The 15,790-nt window shown below is 58.5% G+C and carries 12 protein-coding genes; 10 read left to right on the top strand and 2 right to left on the bottom strand.

Annotation, left to right across the window (positions count from 1 at the left end; all coding sequences use genetic code 11):
* Nucleotides 1-8: 8 nt before the first annotated feature.
* Nucleotides 9-1,139, top strand: a complete 1,131-nt coding sequence (locus tag IE102_RS11085; RefSeq protein WP_189486599.1) for a glycoside hydrolase family 130 protein — start codon at nt 9-11, stop codon at nt 1,137-1,139.
* On the opposite strand, the gene IE102_RS11080 is transcribed toward IE102_RS11085, so the two are convergent.
* Both IE102_RS11080 and IE102_RS11075 read right to left on the bottom strand, forming a co-directional pair.
* Nucleotides 1,136-2,317 carry a DUF1501 domain-containing protein gene (locus IE102_RS11080; RefSeq protein ID WP_189486597.1) on the bottom strand — a complete coding sequence of 394 codons (1,182 nt, stop codon included), beginning with the start codon at nt 2,315-2,317 and terminating at the stop codon, nt 1,136-1,138. The genes IE102_RS11085 and IE102_RS11080 overlap by 4 nt on opposite strands.
* Before the next feature lie 2 nt (nt 2,318-2,319).
* Nucleotides 2,320-3,729: a DUF1800 domain-containing protein gene (locus IE102_RS11075; protein WP_189486595.1), complete on the bottom strand. Its 1,410-nt coding sequence runs from the start codon at nt 3,727-3,729 to the stop codon at nt 2,320-2,322.
* 148 nt (nt 3,730-3,877) lie between these two features.
* Here IE102_RS11075 and IE102_RS11070 point away from each other — a divergent pair, with 148 nt between their 5' ends.
* The 9 genes from IE102_RS11070 to IE102_RS11030 all read left to right on the top strand — a co-directional run bounded on the left by IE102_RS11070 (nt 3,878) and on the right by IE102_RS11030 (nt 15,649).
* Entirely contained in the window at nt 3,878-5,146 is a 1,269-nt protein-coding gene (locus IE102_RS11070) for an MFS transporter (RefSeq protein WP_189486593.1), read from the top strand.
* Nucleotides 5,143-6,780 (top strand): glycoside hydrolase family 43 protein, encoded by a 1,638-nt coding sequence (locus IE102_RS11065; protein ID WP_189486591.1) that lies wholly within the window; start codon nt 5,143-5,145, stop codon nt 6,778-6,780. Before IE102_RS11070 ends, IE102_RS11065 begins: the two co-directional genes overlap by 4 nt.
* Before the next feature lie 198 nt (nt 6,781-6,978).
* Entirely contained in the window at nt 6,979-7,071 is a 93-nt protein-coding gene (gene kdpF / locus IE102_RS11060; protein ID WP_189486589.1) for a K(+)-transporting ATPase subunit F, read from the top strand.
* A 24-nt stretch (nt 7,072-7,095) separates the two neighbouring features.
* Nucleotides 7,096-8,805 carry a potassium-transporting ATPase subunit KdpA gene (gene kdpA, locus IE102_RS11055; protein ID WP_189486587.1) on the top strand — a complete coding sequence of 570 codons (1,710 nt, stop codon included), beginning with the start codon at nt 7,096-7,098 and terminating at the stop codon, nt 8,803-8,805.
* 152 nt (nt 8,806-8,957) lie between these two features.
* Nucleotides 8,958-11,024, top strand: a complete 2,067-nt coding sequence (gene kdpB / locus IE102_RS11050; RefSeq protein WP_189486585.1) for a potassium-transporting ATPase subunit KdpB — start codon at nt 8,958-8,960, stop codon at nt 11,022-11,024.
* A gap of 10 nt (nt 11,025-11,034) precedes the next feature.
* Nucleotides 11,035-11,601, top strand: coding sequence for a potassium-transporting ATPase subunit KdpC (gene kdpC / locus IE102_RS11045; RefSeq protein ID WP_189486583.1), 567 nt, complete (start codon nt 11,035-11,037; stop codon nt 11,599-11,601).
* 18 nt (nt 11,602-11,619) lie between these two features.
* Complete coding sequence (locus IE102_RS11040; protein ID WP_189486581.1) at nt 11,620-12,276, top strand: hypothetical protein; 657 nt, start codon at nt 11,620-11,622, stop codon at nt 12,274-12,276.
* The gene (locus tag IE102_RS11035) at nt 12,264-14,960 is read left to right on the top strand and encodes a DUF4118 domain-containing protein (protein WP_229807714.1); all 2,697 of its coding nucleotides are present in this window, start codon (nt 12,264-12,266) and stop codon (nt 14,958-14,960) included. The genes IE102_RS11040 and IE102_RS11035 overlap by 13 nt, the downstream gene beginning before the upstream one ends.
* Before the next feature lie 5 nt (nt 14,961-14,965).
* Nucleotides 14,966-15,649, top strand: a complete 684-nt coding sequence (locus IE102_RS11030) for a response regulator (RefSeq protein WP_189486579.1) — start codon at nt 14,966-14,968, stop codon at nt 15,647-15,649.
* Nucleotides 15,650-15,790: the final 141 nt, after the last annotated feature.

Below are 15,790 nucleotides of genomic sequence, written 5' to 3'. Positions count from 1 at the left end.
CACAAAGCATGACCTACGCCACCGACCGCCTGATCCTGACGCCCGACGATATAGATCTGTCGCGATCGCCTGTGGCGGGGCTTAGGGTAGGGCTTGGGGCGGAAACCTTTGTGCTGGGGGCTTTCAACCCCGGCCTGACGCGGTTGGAAAGCGGCAATCTGCTGATGATGGTGCGTGTCGCTGAGGCCCTGAAAACGCCAATTGCGAATGGCCACATCCACGCCATCAGATGGGACGCCCAATCCGGCTACGTTCTTGATCCGTGGCCGCTGGATAGGGTCGATACCACCGACCCACGCGTCTTTAAGGTTACTGACGCCTCATGGAAGGTCATAGCCCTGACCTCCCTATCGTGGCTTTTGCCAGTGGAGTTGAGTCCTGACGGACTGGAGATTATCAACATCCACTACGATAAGGCGATCACGCCCACCGCCAGCTTTCAGTGCTATGGCATCGAAGACCCGCGCATTAGCCAGGTGAATGGTGAGTGGCTGATGACCACCTGCTCGGTCAGCCCAGAGCGTCACGCGACCGTGCTTTACAGATCTCAAAACGGTCTGGACTGGCGCTTTGCCGACATGGTTCTGGACCACCAGAACAAGGACATGCTGATCTTTGAAGGCCTGATCAAGGATGAATACTGGGCGCAGACAAGGCCTTTGGGGGATGTCTATTTCGCATATCCGCCGGACAGTCCATGGCATGCCGGGCCATCGATTAATCTGGCGACCTCGAAAGATGCGCTCTACTGGAAGCCCTGCACGCACCCCGGCCTGCGCCCAAAGAAGGGCACGGCAGCCACGGCCCGCATGGGCGGCGGCACACCACCGATCCTGACGCCCGATGGCTGGCTGAGCCTGTGGCATGGGGTTGAGCCGAAGGCAGTCGTCGGCATCTACCGTACCTACTGGTCATTACTGGATAAGGACGACCCCAGCCGCGTGACCCATACCGCACTCCATCCGCTGCTTGAGGCCAGCCCCCGCCTGACTGAGCCGCTAAAGGACAAGATGTACCTTGATGATGTCGTCTTCACGACCGGCATAGTTGATGGCGGCGACCACTATATTGTCGCGTCCGGCGAAGCCGATCTGGCCTGCCGCATCACTCATATCCCCAAATCGGTATTCCGGATTTAGGCGATCAGCCCCTTGATCGGCGCTACCCGCTCAGACCCCGGAAACACCGTAGCTGACAAAGACGAAGCCGATACCCCGAACTGATCCGCCGCAATGCCCTTAATGACCGCCCGCAGATCGGTTGTGGGCATCAGATCGCGGTTTTCATATAACTGACCGTCTTTCAGACCCGGCCAGTCACCTATGATCCGACCGCCCTTAACAGCACCACCTGCCAGAAACGCCACTGTGCCGGTGCCATGGTCAGTCCCCTTGGTGCCGTTGGGATTGACGGTCCGGCCAAACTCCGTAACCACCAGTATGGTCGTATCCTGCCACGCAGGCCCCAAAGTCGTCTCAAAGGCCGCAATCGCCTGATCAAGTCCGCCCAATAACTTCGTCAAACGGGCGGTTTCCTGCGCATGGGTATCCCAGCCATCAAAGGCCAGCGCCGCCAGACGCGGCCCTTCGGGCTGAACCATCAGATTGGCAGCCCCCTGCGCCATCTGCACCATCATGGCCGGATCAGCCGAGCCGCCGCGCGCATTGGTTTGGGTCATATTGGCAGCGATCTTACCGGTCTCAACCCCTTCGGTCAGCACCTTATACAACAGCGGATCGGACTGTTCATAAAGCGCCATCAACCGCGCTGGCAAATCCGGATCTACCGGCGACAGGCTAGACGGCGCCCAGCCCAGCACTTCGGCTTCCCCGCGCATGACCAGAGGCGTGGTGGCCCCCACGCCCAAGCCACGGATCGGCGCACCCTGTCCCTTGGGCATGACGGTCAACAGCCGGTTCATCCAGCCGGAGCGGGTAAAGCCGGTCTTTTCCTGACCACTTTCTAAGATGTCCTGCCCGTCGAAGTGCGAGCGTTCACGATAGGATGAGGCCACTGCATGGACCACCGCCCCCTGCCCCGCCTTATAAAGTCGTGCGAACTGCGGCATGGCCGGATTAATCGCAAACAAATCAGTAAGCGGTAGAGCATCGGTTTTAATCGACGCCAGTTCCCCACGTACCCGCTCAAAATCCGGATCGCCGACCGGCGGCACGGCGCTTAAACCATCCAGCGCCCCGCGCAGGATAATGGTGACAAAACGCGGATCGCGGCCTGTGGCCGCATGGGCCATGCCAAATCCGCCAAAGGCGGCGCTCGCTCCCATCAGGCCCAGTAAATTACGTCTGTGCAGAGTCATGATCAGCGCCTCATAAATTCGGGGGACATGAATAATATGGCCAGACCTTGTGACCGGCTCTCGGCACGGGCAATGGCGGTGCGGGTCGTCTCACTCAATGACGGGCCAAACAGGCTGTCGCCCAGTTCGCGGGCATCCAGCCGCTCCGCTGCCCGTATCGATAAACTGTTGGCGACCTCAAGACGCGTGCTCAAACCTTCGGGTGACGCCCAGACATCCGCGGTATCCGCAAAACCGTTCGGTCCCGGTGGTTCCCACAGCGGCTGGCCCATAGCCTTAAGCGTGGTCGCGACCAAAGCCGGTTTCATTTTGGCGTCACTGGCGCGGATCATGGCAATCAGATGCTCCTGCGGGGAGCGGATTTTGGCAGGTTGCGGGTTCCAGCTTTCGGGCGCGTCAATCAGGGCCTCATAGACCGCTTTCAGATCACCATCGCTGCGGGTAAAGCTCTGGCTCAGTTTCTCGACTAGCGACGGCGGCGGCACATCAGCCACGAAATGACGGGCCAGTTTAAACGCAATGTGTTTTGCGGTCGCCGGATGACGGGCCAGATCCTTCAGCACCGCCAGGCCCTGATCCTGCCCGCCCTGGGCATAGGCCTTTCCCATCACCGTCTGCGGCCCCGGTTCGTGCTGATTGGCATTGAAGCCGAAATCACCGGCCTTGCGGTCAAGGCCCCAGCCGGTGATAACCTTGGCAAAGCTGGTGACATCGGCCTGAGCGTAGCCGCCGTTCACCCCCAACGTATGTAACTCAAGGATTTCGCGGGCCAGATTTTCATTCAGGCCCCGCTGCCCTTTGCGGTTGGCGCGTGAATTGGGGCCGATCGATTGGTGATTATCCAGATACATAAGCATGGCAGGATGGCGCTCAACCGATATCAAAAGGTCGGTAAACGATCCGAATATGTGGGGCCGGATCGCCTCGCGCTCATAGGCCCCGGCCAGCACGCCTACCGGCAAAGACCGGTTGACGGCAACCGCAAAATGATTGGCCCAGAACATCACCAGCCGCTCATTAAACCCGATCACCGGTGTCCGCAGGCTGCCGTCATAGCGGGCGGACAGCTCATCAATGAAAACCCGACGACGGGGATTATCAGGTGCATCGTCCATCTGACGGGCCTGCTTTTTGCCTTTGCCCTCCGCCATCATCTCTGGTTTTTCAGGAGCCATATCCTCTGCCATTTCGGGCATGGCCGCCGCGGCTTTGCGATTATCGCGCCGGGCCGCCTGATAAACCTCTAACTGCTGCATCAGTACGGGCGTCGGGGGCAAATCGGCCAATGGATCAGGCGGCGTCATCTCCGCCTTAAGCGCGGCCCGCGCATCACCGGCCAGAGCACCAGAGCTTACAGAAGCCCCAAGTCCAAAGCGGTTAACCGCTAAAACGAATGGTGACGCGACAGCCATGACCTATCCTTTTGGATATATTGCCAGATGACGTGATCATACAAATCGGGCGAAATTCCGCCCGAAATCTGAACGGAAATTTCTGGTAGCGCTATCAATCAGAACATGCCACCCTCCTCAAAAATATAAAACAGGGAGAGGTTGGCTTATGTTCGCAAAACCTATACGGGCCTTGCGCTGGTGGATCATCGGGCTGGTGATGCTCGGCACGATTATCAATTACCTGACGCGCAGCACCTTAAGCGTCGCGGCCCCGACGCTTACGACCGAGCTTAACCTCACGACACAGCAATATAGCTATATCACCGGCCTGTTTCAGCTTGGCATCATGATGCAGCCCATCGCGGGTTATTTTCTGGATATCATCAAGCTGAAATGGGGCTTTGCCATCTTCGCCACCGCCTGGGGTCTAATCACCATGGCCCACGGTCTGGCCAATAGCTGGCAGGGTCTGGCGGCCCTGCGCGGGTTGTTGGGTTTCGCCGAAGGCATCGCCCATCCCGGTGGCCTTAAGGTCGTCGCTGAATGGTTTCCGGCCAAGGAACGCGGACTGGCGGGTGGTATTTACAACATCGGCGCGTCATTCGGATCGATGCTGGCGCCGCCCTTGGTCGTGTGGGCCATCCTTTATTACAACTGGCGCATGGCTTTTGTGATCACCGGCGTGTTCGCGCTAATCTGGGTGGTTTTGTGGATCTTCTGCTATCAATCCCCGGAAAAGCACAAGGCCCTGTCTGAGACGGAAAAAACCTACATCAAGGAAGGCCAGGAAAGCTTTCTGGCAGGCAGCGCTGAAAAGCCATCGCCCATGAAAATCCTGCGTCAGCGCAACTTCTGGGGCATTGCCCTGCCACGCTTTCTGGCCGACCCGACCTGGGGCACGCTGACCTTCTGGATGCCGTTATACCTGGCCACCTCGCGCGGGTTCGACCTGACCCAGATCGCGCTATTTGCGTGGCTGCCGTTTGTCGCCGCCGACATTGGCTGCCTGTTCGGGCCTGCGGTCGTTCTCTGGCTGCAAAAGCGCGGTGTTTCCCTGATCAATGCCCGCCGCTGGACCTTCACGCTGGGGGCCATCCTGATGACCGGCATGATATTTGTCGGCATGGTCGATAGTCCCTATGTCGCCATCGGGCTCTTGTGTCTGGGGGCCTTCGCGCACCAAACCCTGTCGGTGACCGTAATCACCATGTCGACCGACCTTTTTCGCAAACACGAAGTCGGCACGGTCACCGGCATGGCGGGCACCTTTGCCAATCTGGGGGTTCTGCTGTTTTCACTGGCCATCGGGGCGCTGGTCACCACCGTCGGATATGAGCCGTTCTTTATTGTGTTGGGCGTGCTTGATCTGATCGCCGCTGCCGTTTTGTGGACTCTGGTCAAAGCGCCTGCACCTGAAGCGGAGGTCAAGCCATGATCCGCAACCCGATCCTGCCCGGTTTTAACCCCGATCCGTCCATCGTCAGGGTCGGCGATGACTACTACATCGCCACCTCGACCTTTGAATGGTATCCGGGCGTGCAGATCCACCACTCGCGCGATCTGGTTAACTGGCGGCTGATCGCGCGGCCGCTTAATCGCATAAGCCAGCTTGATATGCGTGGGGCTCCCGATAGCTGCGGCGTTTGGGCACCGTGTCTGACCTATGCCGATGGTTTGTTTTACCTGATCTATACCGATGTCAAACGCTACGGCCGCACCACCGTCGGGGGGGCCAGCGGGGCGTCACTGCGCGATTTCCATAACTATCTGGTCACCTGCCCCACGATTGGCGGCGATTGGTCTGATCCGGTTTTCCTGAATAGCGGCGGTTTCGATCCGTCACTGTTTCATGATGACGATGGCCGCAAGTACCTGACCAACATGCTGTGGGACCACCGCCCCGGACGCAATCGCTTTGCCGGGATTGTCATTCAGGAATACTCACTCGCTGAACAGACCCTGATCGGGGCGCGAAGCCTCATTTTCGAAGGCACCTTGCTTGGCTTCACCGAAGGCCCCCATATCTATAAGCGCAACGGCTGGTATTATCTGCTGACGGCCGAAGGCGGCACCGGCTGGAACCACGCCGTCACTCTGGCGCGATCGCAGTCGCTCATGGGCCCTTACGAACTGGCCCCGAACGGTCACATCCTGACCAGCCGGGGCCGTCCCGACAGCCCGCTGCAACGGGCCGGTCACGCCGATTGGGTTGAGGCCAGCGATGGCACGCCAATGATGGTCTATCTGTGCGGCCGCCCTTTGCCCAACCGCGGGCGCTGCGTGATGGGGCGTGAAACCGCCATTCAGCCGATGCGCTGGACCGAGGACGGCTGGCTGGAGACGGTCGCGGGCGATGGCTTGCCATTGCTGGAATGTGAAAGCCCGGAACCGTTGCTGATCGCCACCACGCCCCCTGTCAGAACCACATTCGATACGCCCGTTCTGCCCATTGATTTTCAGTGGCTGCGCACCCCCGAACCCCAGCGCCTGTTCAGCCTGACCGAGCGGCCCGGCCACCTCAGACTCTATGGCCGCGAGTCCATAGGCAGTCTTTATGAGCAATCGCTCGTCGCCCGCCGTCAGCAGGCCTTTTGCTATACCGCCGAGACGGAAATGGACTTTGAACCGGTCCATTATCAACAGGCCGCCGGGCTGGTGTGCTATTACAATAGCAGCAAATTCCACTATCTTCATGTCTCGCACGATGACACGGTGGGCCGCCATATCCGTGTCATGTCAGCCCTTCCCGATGCGCCTGTGGGTGATGCCTTCACCGCACCGATACCGATCGGTTCAGGCCCAATCGCCTTACGGGTAGAGGTCGATTATGAGCGCCTGCGCTTTGCGTTCAAGCTGATGGGCGACGACGATTGGACATGGATCGAAGAGCTTTTCGACGCCAGTATTTTGTCCGACGAAGCCACGGCACCGGGCCTGCCCAATTTCACTGGCGCATTTGTCGGCATGGCCTGTCAGGATATGTCCGGCACGGTTCTGCCTGCCGATTTCGCGTTTTTCGACTATCAAGAACGTCCGTATGTCCATGGCTTAGCGTCTAAGGACAGTTAGGCGCCCTATATAAAAAATATATAGCCCACCTCCGCAATCATACACCGCCTATATGCCGATCAGCCTAAAGCCCTCCCATCTTAAACGTGAACGGAGGGCTTTTTATATGGCCATCGTATATCTTATCGCGGGGGCAGGCTTTTTTGGCCTGTGCCTGGCTTTTATCGGTTTCGCCGATCGCTTGCGTGAGGGCGGATCATGATCGCGCTCTATATCGCCGCAGGTTTAGTGACCGTCGCTTTGGCGGGCTATCTGATCGTTGCCCTGATCAAGCCTGAGCTTTTCCCATAAACAGAAATTTCCGGAGAAACCGACATGATGCTCGGTGTCACAGCCAGCGGCTGGTTGCAGCTTGGCTTTTATATGTGTGTGCTGACGGCGCTGGCGGTGCCGCTCGGCGGGTATATCGCCCGCGTCCTGTCAGGCGAACGGACGGTTTTGTCGCCTGTGCTTGCACCTGTCGAGCGCGCGTTTTTGAACCTTAGCCAGTCGCGTCCGAATGAGGACATGACCTGGAAACAGTACGCGACCGCCGTCATTACTTTTTCGCTCGGTGGCTTTTTGCTGTTGTTTGGGCTGTTGTTATCGCAAGGATTTATGCCGCTCAATCCGCAGCGCCTGCCCGGTCTGACGCCCGATCTGGCGTTTAATACGGCTGTCAGTTTTGTCACCAATACCAACTGGCAATCTTACGGCGGTGAGACCACGCTAAGCTATTTCAGCCAGATGGTCGGCCTGACGGTGCAGAACTTTGTCTCAGCCGCCGTCGGTATTGCCGTGCTGGCGGTATTGATGCGCAGCCTTTCCCGGCGATCAACAAGTAAGCTTGGCAATTTCTGGACCGATCTGGTGCGCATCAATCTCTATATGCTGCTGCCGCTGGCGCTGATCGTCGCGGTTGTTCTTGGCTCGCAAGGGGTTATCCAGACCTTTAGCGCCTATATCACGGCCCAAACGCTCGAAGGCGGGTCGCAAACTCTGGCTCTGGGCCCGGTCGCATCGCAAGAAGCCATCAAGATGCTTGGCACCAATGGTGGCGGTTTCTTTAATACCAACTCCGCCCATCCGTTTGAAAACCCCACACCATTTAGCAATTTCGTTGAATTGATCTCAATCCTGCTGATCCCGGCAGCACTCTGTTTCACCTTCGGTAAGATGGTCGGTGACAAACGTCAGGGCATAGCGATCTTTGCGGCCATGACGCTGGTGTTCGTGCCGATGACGGTCGCCTGTATCGCGCTTGAGCAGTCGGGTAATCCGCATCTGATCGCCGCCGGTGCAGATAGCGCGACTAACATGGAGGGTAAAGAAACCCGCTTTGGCATCGCCAATTCCGCCTTGTGGGCGACGGCCACCACCGCCGCCTCAAACGGTTCGGTCAATTCGATGCACGACAGCTTTACGCCGCTGGGCGGCATGATCCCGATGATCCTGATGAAGTTTGGCGAAGTCATCTATGGCGGCGCAGGTTCCGGGCTTTACGGTATGCTGGTGTTCGTCGTCCTGACTGTGTTTATCGCAGGCCTGATGGTCGGGCGGACACCGGAATATCTCGGTAAAAAGATCGGCGGCTATGAGATCAAGATGGCCTCGATCGCGGTACTCTTGCCCTGTGCGCTGGTGCTGATCTGCTCGGCTGTGGCGGTTTTGTCACCGCTCGGTCAGGCCGGTATCTATAACCCCGGTGCACAGGGTTTTTCTGAGGTGCTCTATGCCTTCACCTCTGCCGCTAACAACAATGGATCGGCCTTTGCGGGCCTGGGCGCGAACAACCCGTTCTACAATTCCTTGCTGGGGTTGTGCATGTTGTTTGGCCGGTTCTTTGTTCTGCTGCCGGTTCTGGCCATTGCCGGATCGCTGGCGGTCAAACAGAGCGTGCCCGTCTCCGCTGGCACCCTGCCCACCCATACCCCTCTGTTCGTCGCCATCCTGATCGGGGTCATCGTCCTCGTCGGTGTGCTGACCTATGCCCCGGCGCTCGCCCTGGGGCCGGTCATCGAACATTTAACCATGATCAAAGGCTAAATTCACTCTCCTCCCCTGCACAGCGGGGGAGGTGGCAGCGAGCTTTCGCGAAGCTGACGGAGGGGGCAACCCGACCACAAAATGCCCCCTCCGCCGCAAACAAGTTGCGACACCTCCCCCGCTTCGCAGGGGAGGAGGAAAGAGAAACTCTCATGACAATATCATCTCAAACCTACAAACCCGATATGATGGGGGCCGTGCTGGCAGCCTTTCAGCGGCTCGACCCGCGCTATCAGATCCGCAACCCGGTCATGTTCCTGGTCTGGGTCGGGTCGGTCGTCACCACCGCGATCCTTGGGGTCATGTTTGCCGACCCTGACACGCTCATCAGCGGTGGCCAGCCGGTCTGGTTCGTCGGCCTGATCTGCTTCTGGCTATGGTTCACCGTGCTGTTTGCCAATTTTGCCGAAGCCATCGCCGAGGGCCGCGGCAAGGCGCAGGCCGACAGTCTCAAAAAAGCCCGCCGCGATGTCTCGGCCAAAAAGCTCGACAAATCGAAAAAGCAAACCGTCGTCGCCGCCAACACCTTGCGCAAAGGCGATCTGATCATCATCGAGGCGGGCGATGTCGTGCCCGCCGATGGTCAGGTCATCGAGGGCATAGCCTCGGTCGATGAAAGCGCCATCACTGGCGAATCCGCCCCCGTCATCCGTGAATCCGGCGGTGATCGGGACGCGGTGACCGGCGGCACGCGGGTGCTCAGTGACTGGATCATCGTGCGCGTCACGGCTGATCCGGGCGAGAGCTTCCTTGATAAGATGATCGGACTGGTCGAATCCGCCAAGCGCCAGAAAACCCCCAATGAAATCGCCCTGTCGATCCTGCTGGCAGCGCTAACATTAGTATTCCTGCTGGCTTGTGCGACCCTGTTGCCGTTCTCGCTGTTCAGTGTGGACAAGGCCGGGTCCGGCACGGTGATTTCGATCGTCGTCCTGATTGCGTTGCTGGTCTGTCTGATACCGACCACCATCGGGGGGCTGTTGTCGGCCATCGGTATTTCGGGCATGCAGCGCCTGATCAAGGCCAATGTCATCGCCACATCAGGCCGCGCCGTCGAAGCGGCCGGTGATATCAACGTCCTGCTGCTCGATAAGACCGGCACCATCACCTTTGGCAACCGTCAGGCAGTCGAGTTCATCCCCGCCCCCAATGTCACCGCCCGCCAGTTAGCCGAAGCGGCAGAGCTATCGTCTCTCGCCGATGAGACCCCCGAAGGCCGATCAGTGGTCACGCTGGCCCGTGCGCAGTTTGATATTGTGGCCCGCGCTCCCGCCGATATTGAGGCCACCTTCATTCCGTTTTCGGCCGAGCACCGCGCGTCGGGTGTCATCATCAATGAACGCCACATCATGAAAGGCGCCGGCGACGCCATTGCCAAACTGGTCGCCCTCAAAGGCGGACAGGTGCCGTCTGGTGTCAATGCCGCGGTCGAAGACATCGCCCGCAAAGGCGGCACGCCGCTGCTGGTCGCCGAAGGCCCCAAGGTTTTGGGCGTGATCTACCTCAAGGATATCGTCAAACCGGACATCAAGACCCGTCTGGCCGAACTGCGTAAGATGGGCATCAAGTCGGTGATGATTACCGGCGACAACCCGCTGACCGCCGCCGCCATTGCCAGTGAGGCCGGGGTTGATGATTTCGTTGCCGAGGCCACGCCTGAGACAAAACTCAAATATATCCGCAAGATGCAGGAAGGCGGAGAGATGGTCGCCATGGTCGGTGACGGCACCAACGACGCCCCGGCGCTGGCCCAATCGGACGTGGCCGTGGCCATGAATTCCGGCACCCAGGCCGCCAAGGAGGCCGGGAATATGGTCGATCTGGACAGCGATCCGACCAAGCTGATTGAGATTGTCGAAATCGGCAAACAGCTTTTGATGACGCGCGGAGCTTTGACCACGTTCAGCATTTCCAATGATCTGGCCAAGTATTTCGCCATCATCCCGGCGGCCTTTGCCACCACCTATCCGGCGTTAGGCGTGCTCAATGTCATGGGTCTGTCGTCACCGTTAAGCGCCATTCTGGCCGCGGTAATTTTCAACGCCCTGATCATCGTGGCCCTCATCCCGCTGGCCTTGAAAGGCGTCAAATACCGGGCCGAGTCGGCCTCCAACATGCTGACGCGCCACGCCTTGATCTATGGGCTCGGTGGGATCATCGCCCCGTTCATTGGCATCAAGATCATTGATCTGGGCCTGAGCGCCGTCGGCTTAGTTTAAGGAATTTATCATGTCATTCACCTCCCATATCCGCCCGACTTTAGTGACGCTTGGCCTGTTCACGGTTCTGTTCGGCGGGGTTTACCCCCTCACCGTTACCGCCATTTCAGGCACTGCCTTTGCGGACAAGGCGCAGGGCTCCCTGATCCGCGAAGGCGACACCGTCATCGGCTCACGCCTGATCGGGCAGAACTTCACCAAGCCTGAATATCTGTGGGGCCGACTGTCGGCCACGGCTGAGACGCCCTATAATGCCGGGGCCTCCTCCGGCTCCAACTACGGCGTCAACAACCCGGCCCTGCATGAAGCCGCCACCGCCCGTAAAACAGCGCTAGGGGTTGAAGGCCCCGTCCCGGTCGATCTCATCACCGCGTCTGGCTCCGGCCTCGATCCGCACATCAGCCCCGCTGCCGCCGAGATACAGGTGCCCCGCATTGCCGCTACCCGCGCCGTGCCTGCCGCCACAGTCCGCGCCGCCATCGACGCTGCAACCGAAGGCCCCACGCTTGGAATTTTCGGCGAAGCCCGCGTCAATGTGCTAGAGGTCAATCTCCGACTGGATGGCAAATTTAAGTAATGGAAAAAGGAGGATCAAATGACACATTTAATTCAGATCGGACCGTTTCCTCCATGGATCAAAGAACTGCGAGCGTCTCCAGATTACAAAAATGTTTTTGAGATGGGTATTGATCCTCCAACCGTCTACGGGACTGAGCAGCTATTTGGTGACTGGAAAGGTGAACTACTTCTCGTCGCTCAAGATTTCGCTCCTGCACATGAAGTTGAAGCACTTATAGCAATTGGCCTATCAGCAGAAAAAGTATATCGCCACAATGACGGTGATGGCCGGTATCGGACAGGGTATCGCACTAACTCCAGACTGCTAAAATTTCTGGGGCGAAATCGTTCCGATTTACTTGGGACAAACGCATCTGCTAGCGGAATTCTATATGCAAACGCCTGCTTCTTTCTGAAGCATGGGACAACATCAGATCCATTGAAAGACTTTCGGTTAGGACACCCTGCCTTTGAAGGCTCTGTGAAGGTCTTAAGCTACGTAATTAAGAAAATGACGAACCTTAAGGCAATAGTTTGCTTAGGGGGAGTACCGTACAAAATGATGCTCTCTACTGGTTTGGCCCAATCAATTCCTTTGTACAATTTTCCTCATCCCTCAAGAGGATCAGATGAATCGCACTTCGCAAAATGGTCTGAAGCTAAAAACAATGCAGGCCTTAATTGCCTGAAATAACCCGACCCGACCCCGATAAACTCCTCGCCCTCATCCGCACCGATGAGGGCGAGCCTGCGTCCGGTAAGCGCCGGGGGCGGTTGAAAATCTTTTTTGGTGCCTCCGCCGGGGTGGGTAAGACCTTTGCCATGCTGACCGAGGCCCGCCGCCTTCATAATGAAGGCCGCAATGTCATCATCGGCGTGGCCGAGCATCATGGCCGGGCGGAGACTTTAGCCCTGATCGACGGTCTGCCGACTCTTCCTCTGCGCGAAATCGATCATCGCGGGGTCAGGGTGCATGAGTTCGATCTCGATGCGGCGCTTACCCAACACCCCGACCTCATTCTGGTCGATGAATATGCCCACACCAATGCGCCAGGTTCCCGCCACCCCAAGCGCTGGCAGGACATCGAAGAACTGCTCGACCACGGCATTGATGTCTATACGACGCTCAATGTTCAACACCTGGAGAGCCTCAACGATATGGTTGCGCGCCTGACCGGCGTGTGGGTGAAGGAAACCGTGCCCGATGCGGCCTTTGATGCCGCCGATGAGATCGCCCTGATCGACCTGTCGCCCGATGAGTTGCTCAAACGCCTCCATGACGGCAAGGTCTATGTGGCCGAAGGGGCCAACCACCGCGCCGCTGAAAACTTCTTCAAAAAGAGCAATCTTGGCCGCCTGCGCGAACTGGCCCTGCGCCGGACGACCGAGCGGGTTGACGCCCAGAACGATGCCCTAAGCGCCGCGCAAGGCCACGACGAAGCTCCTACAGGCGATAAAATCCTTGTGCTGGTCGGGCCGGACGCCCTGTCGTCTCGGCTGATCCGCCACACCAAGCGCATGGCCGACCGCACCCGCGCGCCATGGTCGGCGCTTTACCTGCACACCGACCGCCATGAAACCCTGTCGCCCAAGGCGCGCCTGCGGGTCGAGCATAATCTGAGGCTGACTGAAAAACTGGGCGGGCGCGTGGTGCGCCTGAATGCCGCCCGTGCCGCCACCGCGATCCTAAGCCATGCCCGTCAGAACGGCTTTACCCGTCTGGTACTTGGCCACAGCCATCAGCCGTGGTGGCGCAGGCTGTTGGGGGCTACGTCCCTGTCGCAAAAGCTGATTGAGCGCGGCGCAGGCCTCGAAATCACCACGCTGAATGCTGATTCAGAAACCGCAGAAAACCCGCGCGACGATACCTCCGGCTGGGAAGTCTGGGCCGCCCGCCCCCGCGATCACCTGATGGCCACGGCAATCGTGGCCGCTTGCACGGCGGTGGGATTGCCGTTCCGCAATCTGACCGATCCTGACACCCTGATCATGCTGTACCTGATTGGGGTGGTCATCACCGCCGCGCGTTTCAGCATCGGCCCGGCGGTGCTGGCCTCGGTCATGTCGGTCGCCGCCTTCAACTGGTTTTTCATCAAACCCTACTACACCTTCACCTTTGATGACGTCAGCTATGCGGTGACGTTTGTGGTCATGCTGATCACGTCGCTGATTGTCGGATCACTGACGGCGCAGTTGTCCCGCCACGCCCGTCTGGCACGCAAGGGCGAAGCTGAAACGCGCCTGCTGTACGACCTGTCACGGCAGTTATCAGCGGTGCGCGGCGTCGATACTATGGCCGAAGTGGTCGTACGCCACCTGCAGCCGGCCTTTGATGCCCATATCCGCCTGTGGGCCGGTGAGCGCCAGATCGCCGGTGCGCCTTTGATAGATGCCAAAGAAACCGGCGCCAAAGAAATTGGAGTGCTGCATTGGGTCATGCAAAACCATCACATCGCTGGCCGTCATACGGATACACTGCCATCAGCCAGCGGCCTTTATCTGCCCGTCATGGCGGAAAACATCCCACTGGGCGTTCTGTCGATCACACCCCGCGCCGATGACCGACAGTTCACCGGCGCTGACCTGCTCGTGTTCGAGACGGTCGCCAGCCTGATCGCCGGGGCGTTTCAACGCGCCCGTCAGGCCGAGTTGGCCGAAACCTCGCGCGTAGAGTCTGAGAACGAACGATTGCGCAATGTCCTGCTGGCATCGTTATCGCACGACCTGAAAACCCCGCTGACCGTCATGAACGGATCGGTGTCGTCCCTACTCAAAATGCGTAAAAAGCTGCCGCGTGAAGCGGTTGAGGAACTGACCTCCCTGTGGAGCCACCTGACCCGGCTTCAGAAATTTGTGACCAATCTGCTGCGCATGGCGGCCATTACGTCGGGCCAGATGCACCTGAACCTTGAGCCCTATCTGATTCAGGAAATCGCCGGGGCGGCCATTGCCCGCGTCGAACCCCAAAAAGGCGCGCGCCAGATCCGCACCACGGTCAGCGGTCAGTTGCCGATGGTGCAAATCGACGGCGCGCTGATCGAACAGGTGCTGATCAATCTGATCGAAAACGCCATTGCCCACACGGGTGATGACGGCGTGATCACGATAACCCTTGAGACCGATGCCGACCGGGTGCGGGTGCGCATCAGCGATGACGGCGAAGGGTTGATCCCCGGCGATGAAGCGCGCATCTTTGATAAATTCCACTCCGGCAAACCCGCGGCCGATCGCGATGGGTCAGGCACAGGCTTAGGCCTTGCCATCTGCAAAGGTATCGTTGAAGCCCACGGCGGCATGATTTATGCCAAGAACAACCCACCAAAAGACGATGCCCCCACCGGCGCCAGCTTTATCTTTACCCTGCCCGTAGCTAAATAAGCTTTATGACCACCATTCTTATCATCGAAGACGAAGCCGATATCCGCCGCTATCTGCGGGCCACCCTGACGGCGCGCGACCATGAGGTGCTTGAGGCGGCCACCGCCAAGGAGGGTTTGCAAAAACTGACCGTCAACCGGCCCGATGTCGTCATTCTCGACCTCGGTCTGCCCGATCAGGACGGTCAGGACTTTATCCGTCAGGTGCGTGACTGGTCAAAAACTCCGATCATCGTCCTGTCGGCCCGTGATCGTGAAAGCGATAAGATTGAAGCGCTCGAAAACGGCGCGGACGATTATCTGACCAAACCGTTTGCGCCGGGAGAACTGTTGGCGCGAGTGACGGTCGCCTTGCGTCATGCGACCCAAATTCCTGCGGCGGCCACAGAAATCATCGAACAATCCGGTCTCAAGGTCGATCTGGCCGCCCGAAGGGTGTGGCTTAACGGCGACGATGTGCATCTGACCCCGATTGAATATAAGTTGCTGTCAGAATTTATCCGCCACCGCGGCAAGGTCTTAACCCATGTCCAGCTTATGAAAGCGGTCTGGGGCCGTCATTCGAGCGACCAAAACCATTACTTACGCATCCACACCCAGCACTTACGTGAAAAGCTGAAAGACGATCCGCTGTCCCCGACCTTCATCTTTACCGAACCGGGCATTGGTTACCGGTTCAGCGATAAGTAGCCATGTGGTAGCTGGTCGATTTCGGACTTAAAACGCAGAAAAGCCTCCCGAAGGAGGCTTTTAGTGCATTGTATTTATAACAGTAATGGTTGCGGGGGCCAGATTTGAACTGACGACCTTCAGGTTATGAGCCTGACGAGC

The sequence above is a fragment of the Asticcacaulis endophyticus genome (assembly GCF_014652575.1).
GTDB lineage: Bacteria > Pseudomonadota > Alphaproteobacteria > Caulobacterales > Caulobacteraceae > Asticcacaulis > Asticcacaulis endophyticus.
The sequence above is the reverse complement of the archived record's forward strand: the minus strand, read 5'-3'. Positions and strand labels throughout refer to the sequence as shown.

Coding starts and splice junctions, on each gene's coding strand:
- IE102_RS11075 (WP_189486595.1), bottom strand. CDS start 3,729: ATGGCTGTCGCGTCACCATTCGTTTTAGCGGTTAACCGCTTTGGACTT.
- kdpA (WP_189486587.1), top strand. CDS start 7,096: ATGATGCTCGGTGTCACAGCCAGCGGCTGGTTGCAGCTTGGCTTTTAT.
- IE102_RS11065 (WP_189486591.1), top strand. CDS start 5,143: ATGATCCGCAACCCGATCCTGCCCGGTTTTAACCCCGATCCGTCCATC.
- IE102_RS11030 (WP_189486579.1), top strand. CDS start 14,966: ATGACCACCATTCTTATCATCGAAGACGAAGCCGATATCCGCCGCTAT.
- IE102_RS11085 (WP_189486599.1), top strand. CDS start 9: ATGACCTACGCCACCGACCGCCTGATCCTGACGCCCGACGATATAGAT.
- IE102_RS11080 (WP_189486597.1), bottom strand. CDS start 2,317: ATGACTCTGCACAGACGTAATTTACTGGGCCTGATGGGAGCGAGCGCC.
- IE102_RS11040 (WP_189486581.1), top strand. CDS start 11,620: ATGACACATTTAATTCAGATCGGACCGTTTCCTCCATGGATCAAAGAA.
- kdpB (WP_189486585.1), top strand. CDS start 8,958: ATGACAATATCATCTCAAACCTACAAACCCGATATGATGGGGGCCGTG.
- kdpC (WP_189486583.1), top strand. CDS start 11,035: ATGTCATTCACCTCCCATATCCGCCCGACTTTAGTGACGCTTGGCCTG.
- IE102_RS11070 (WP_189486593.1), top strand. CDS start 3,878: ATGTTCGCAAAACCTATACGGGCCTTGCGCTGGTGGATCATCGGGCTG.
- kdpF (WP_189486589.1), top strand. CDS start 6,979: ATGATCGCGCTCTATATCGCCGCAGGTTTAGTGACCGTCGCTTTGGCG.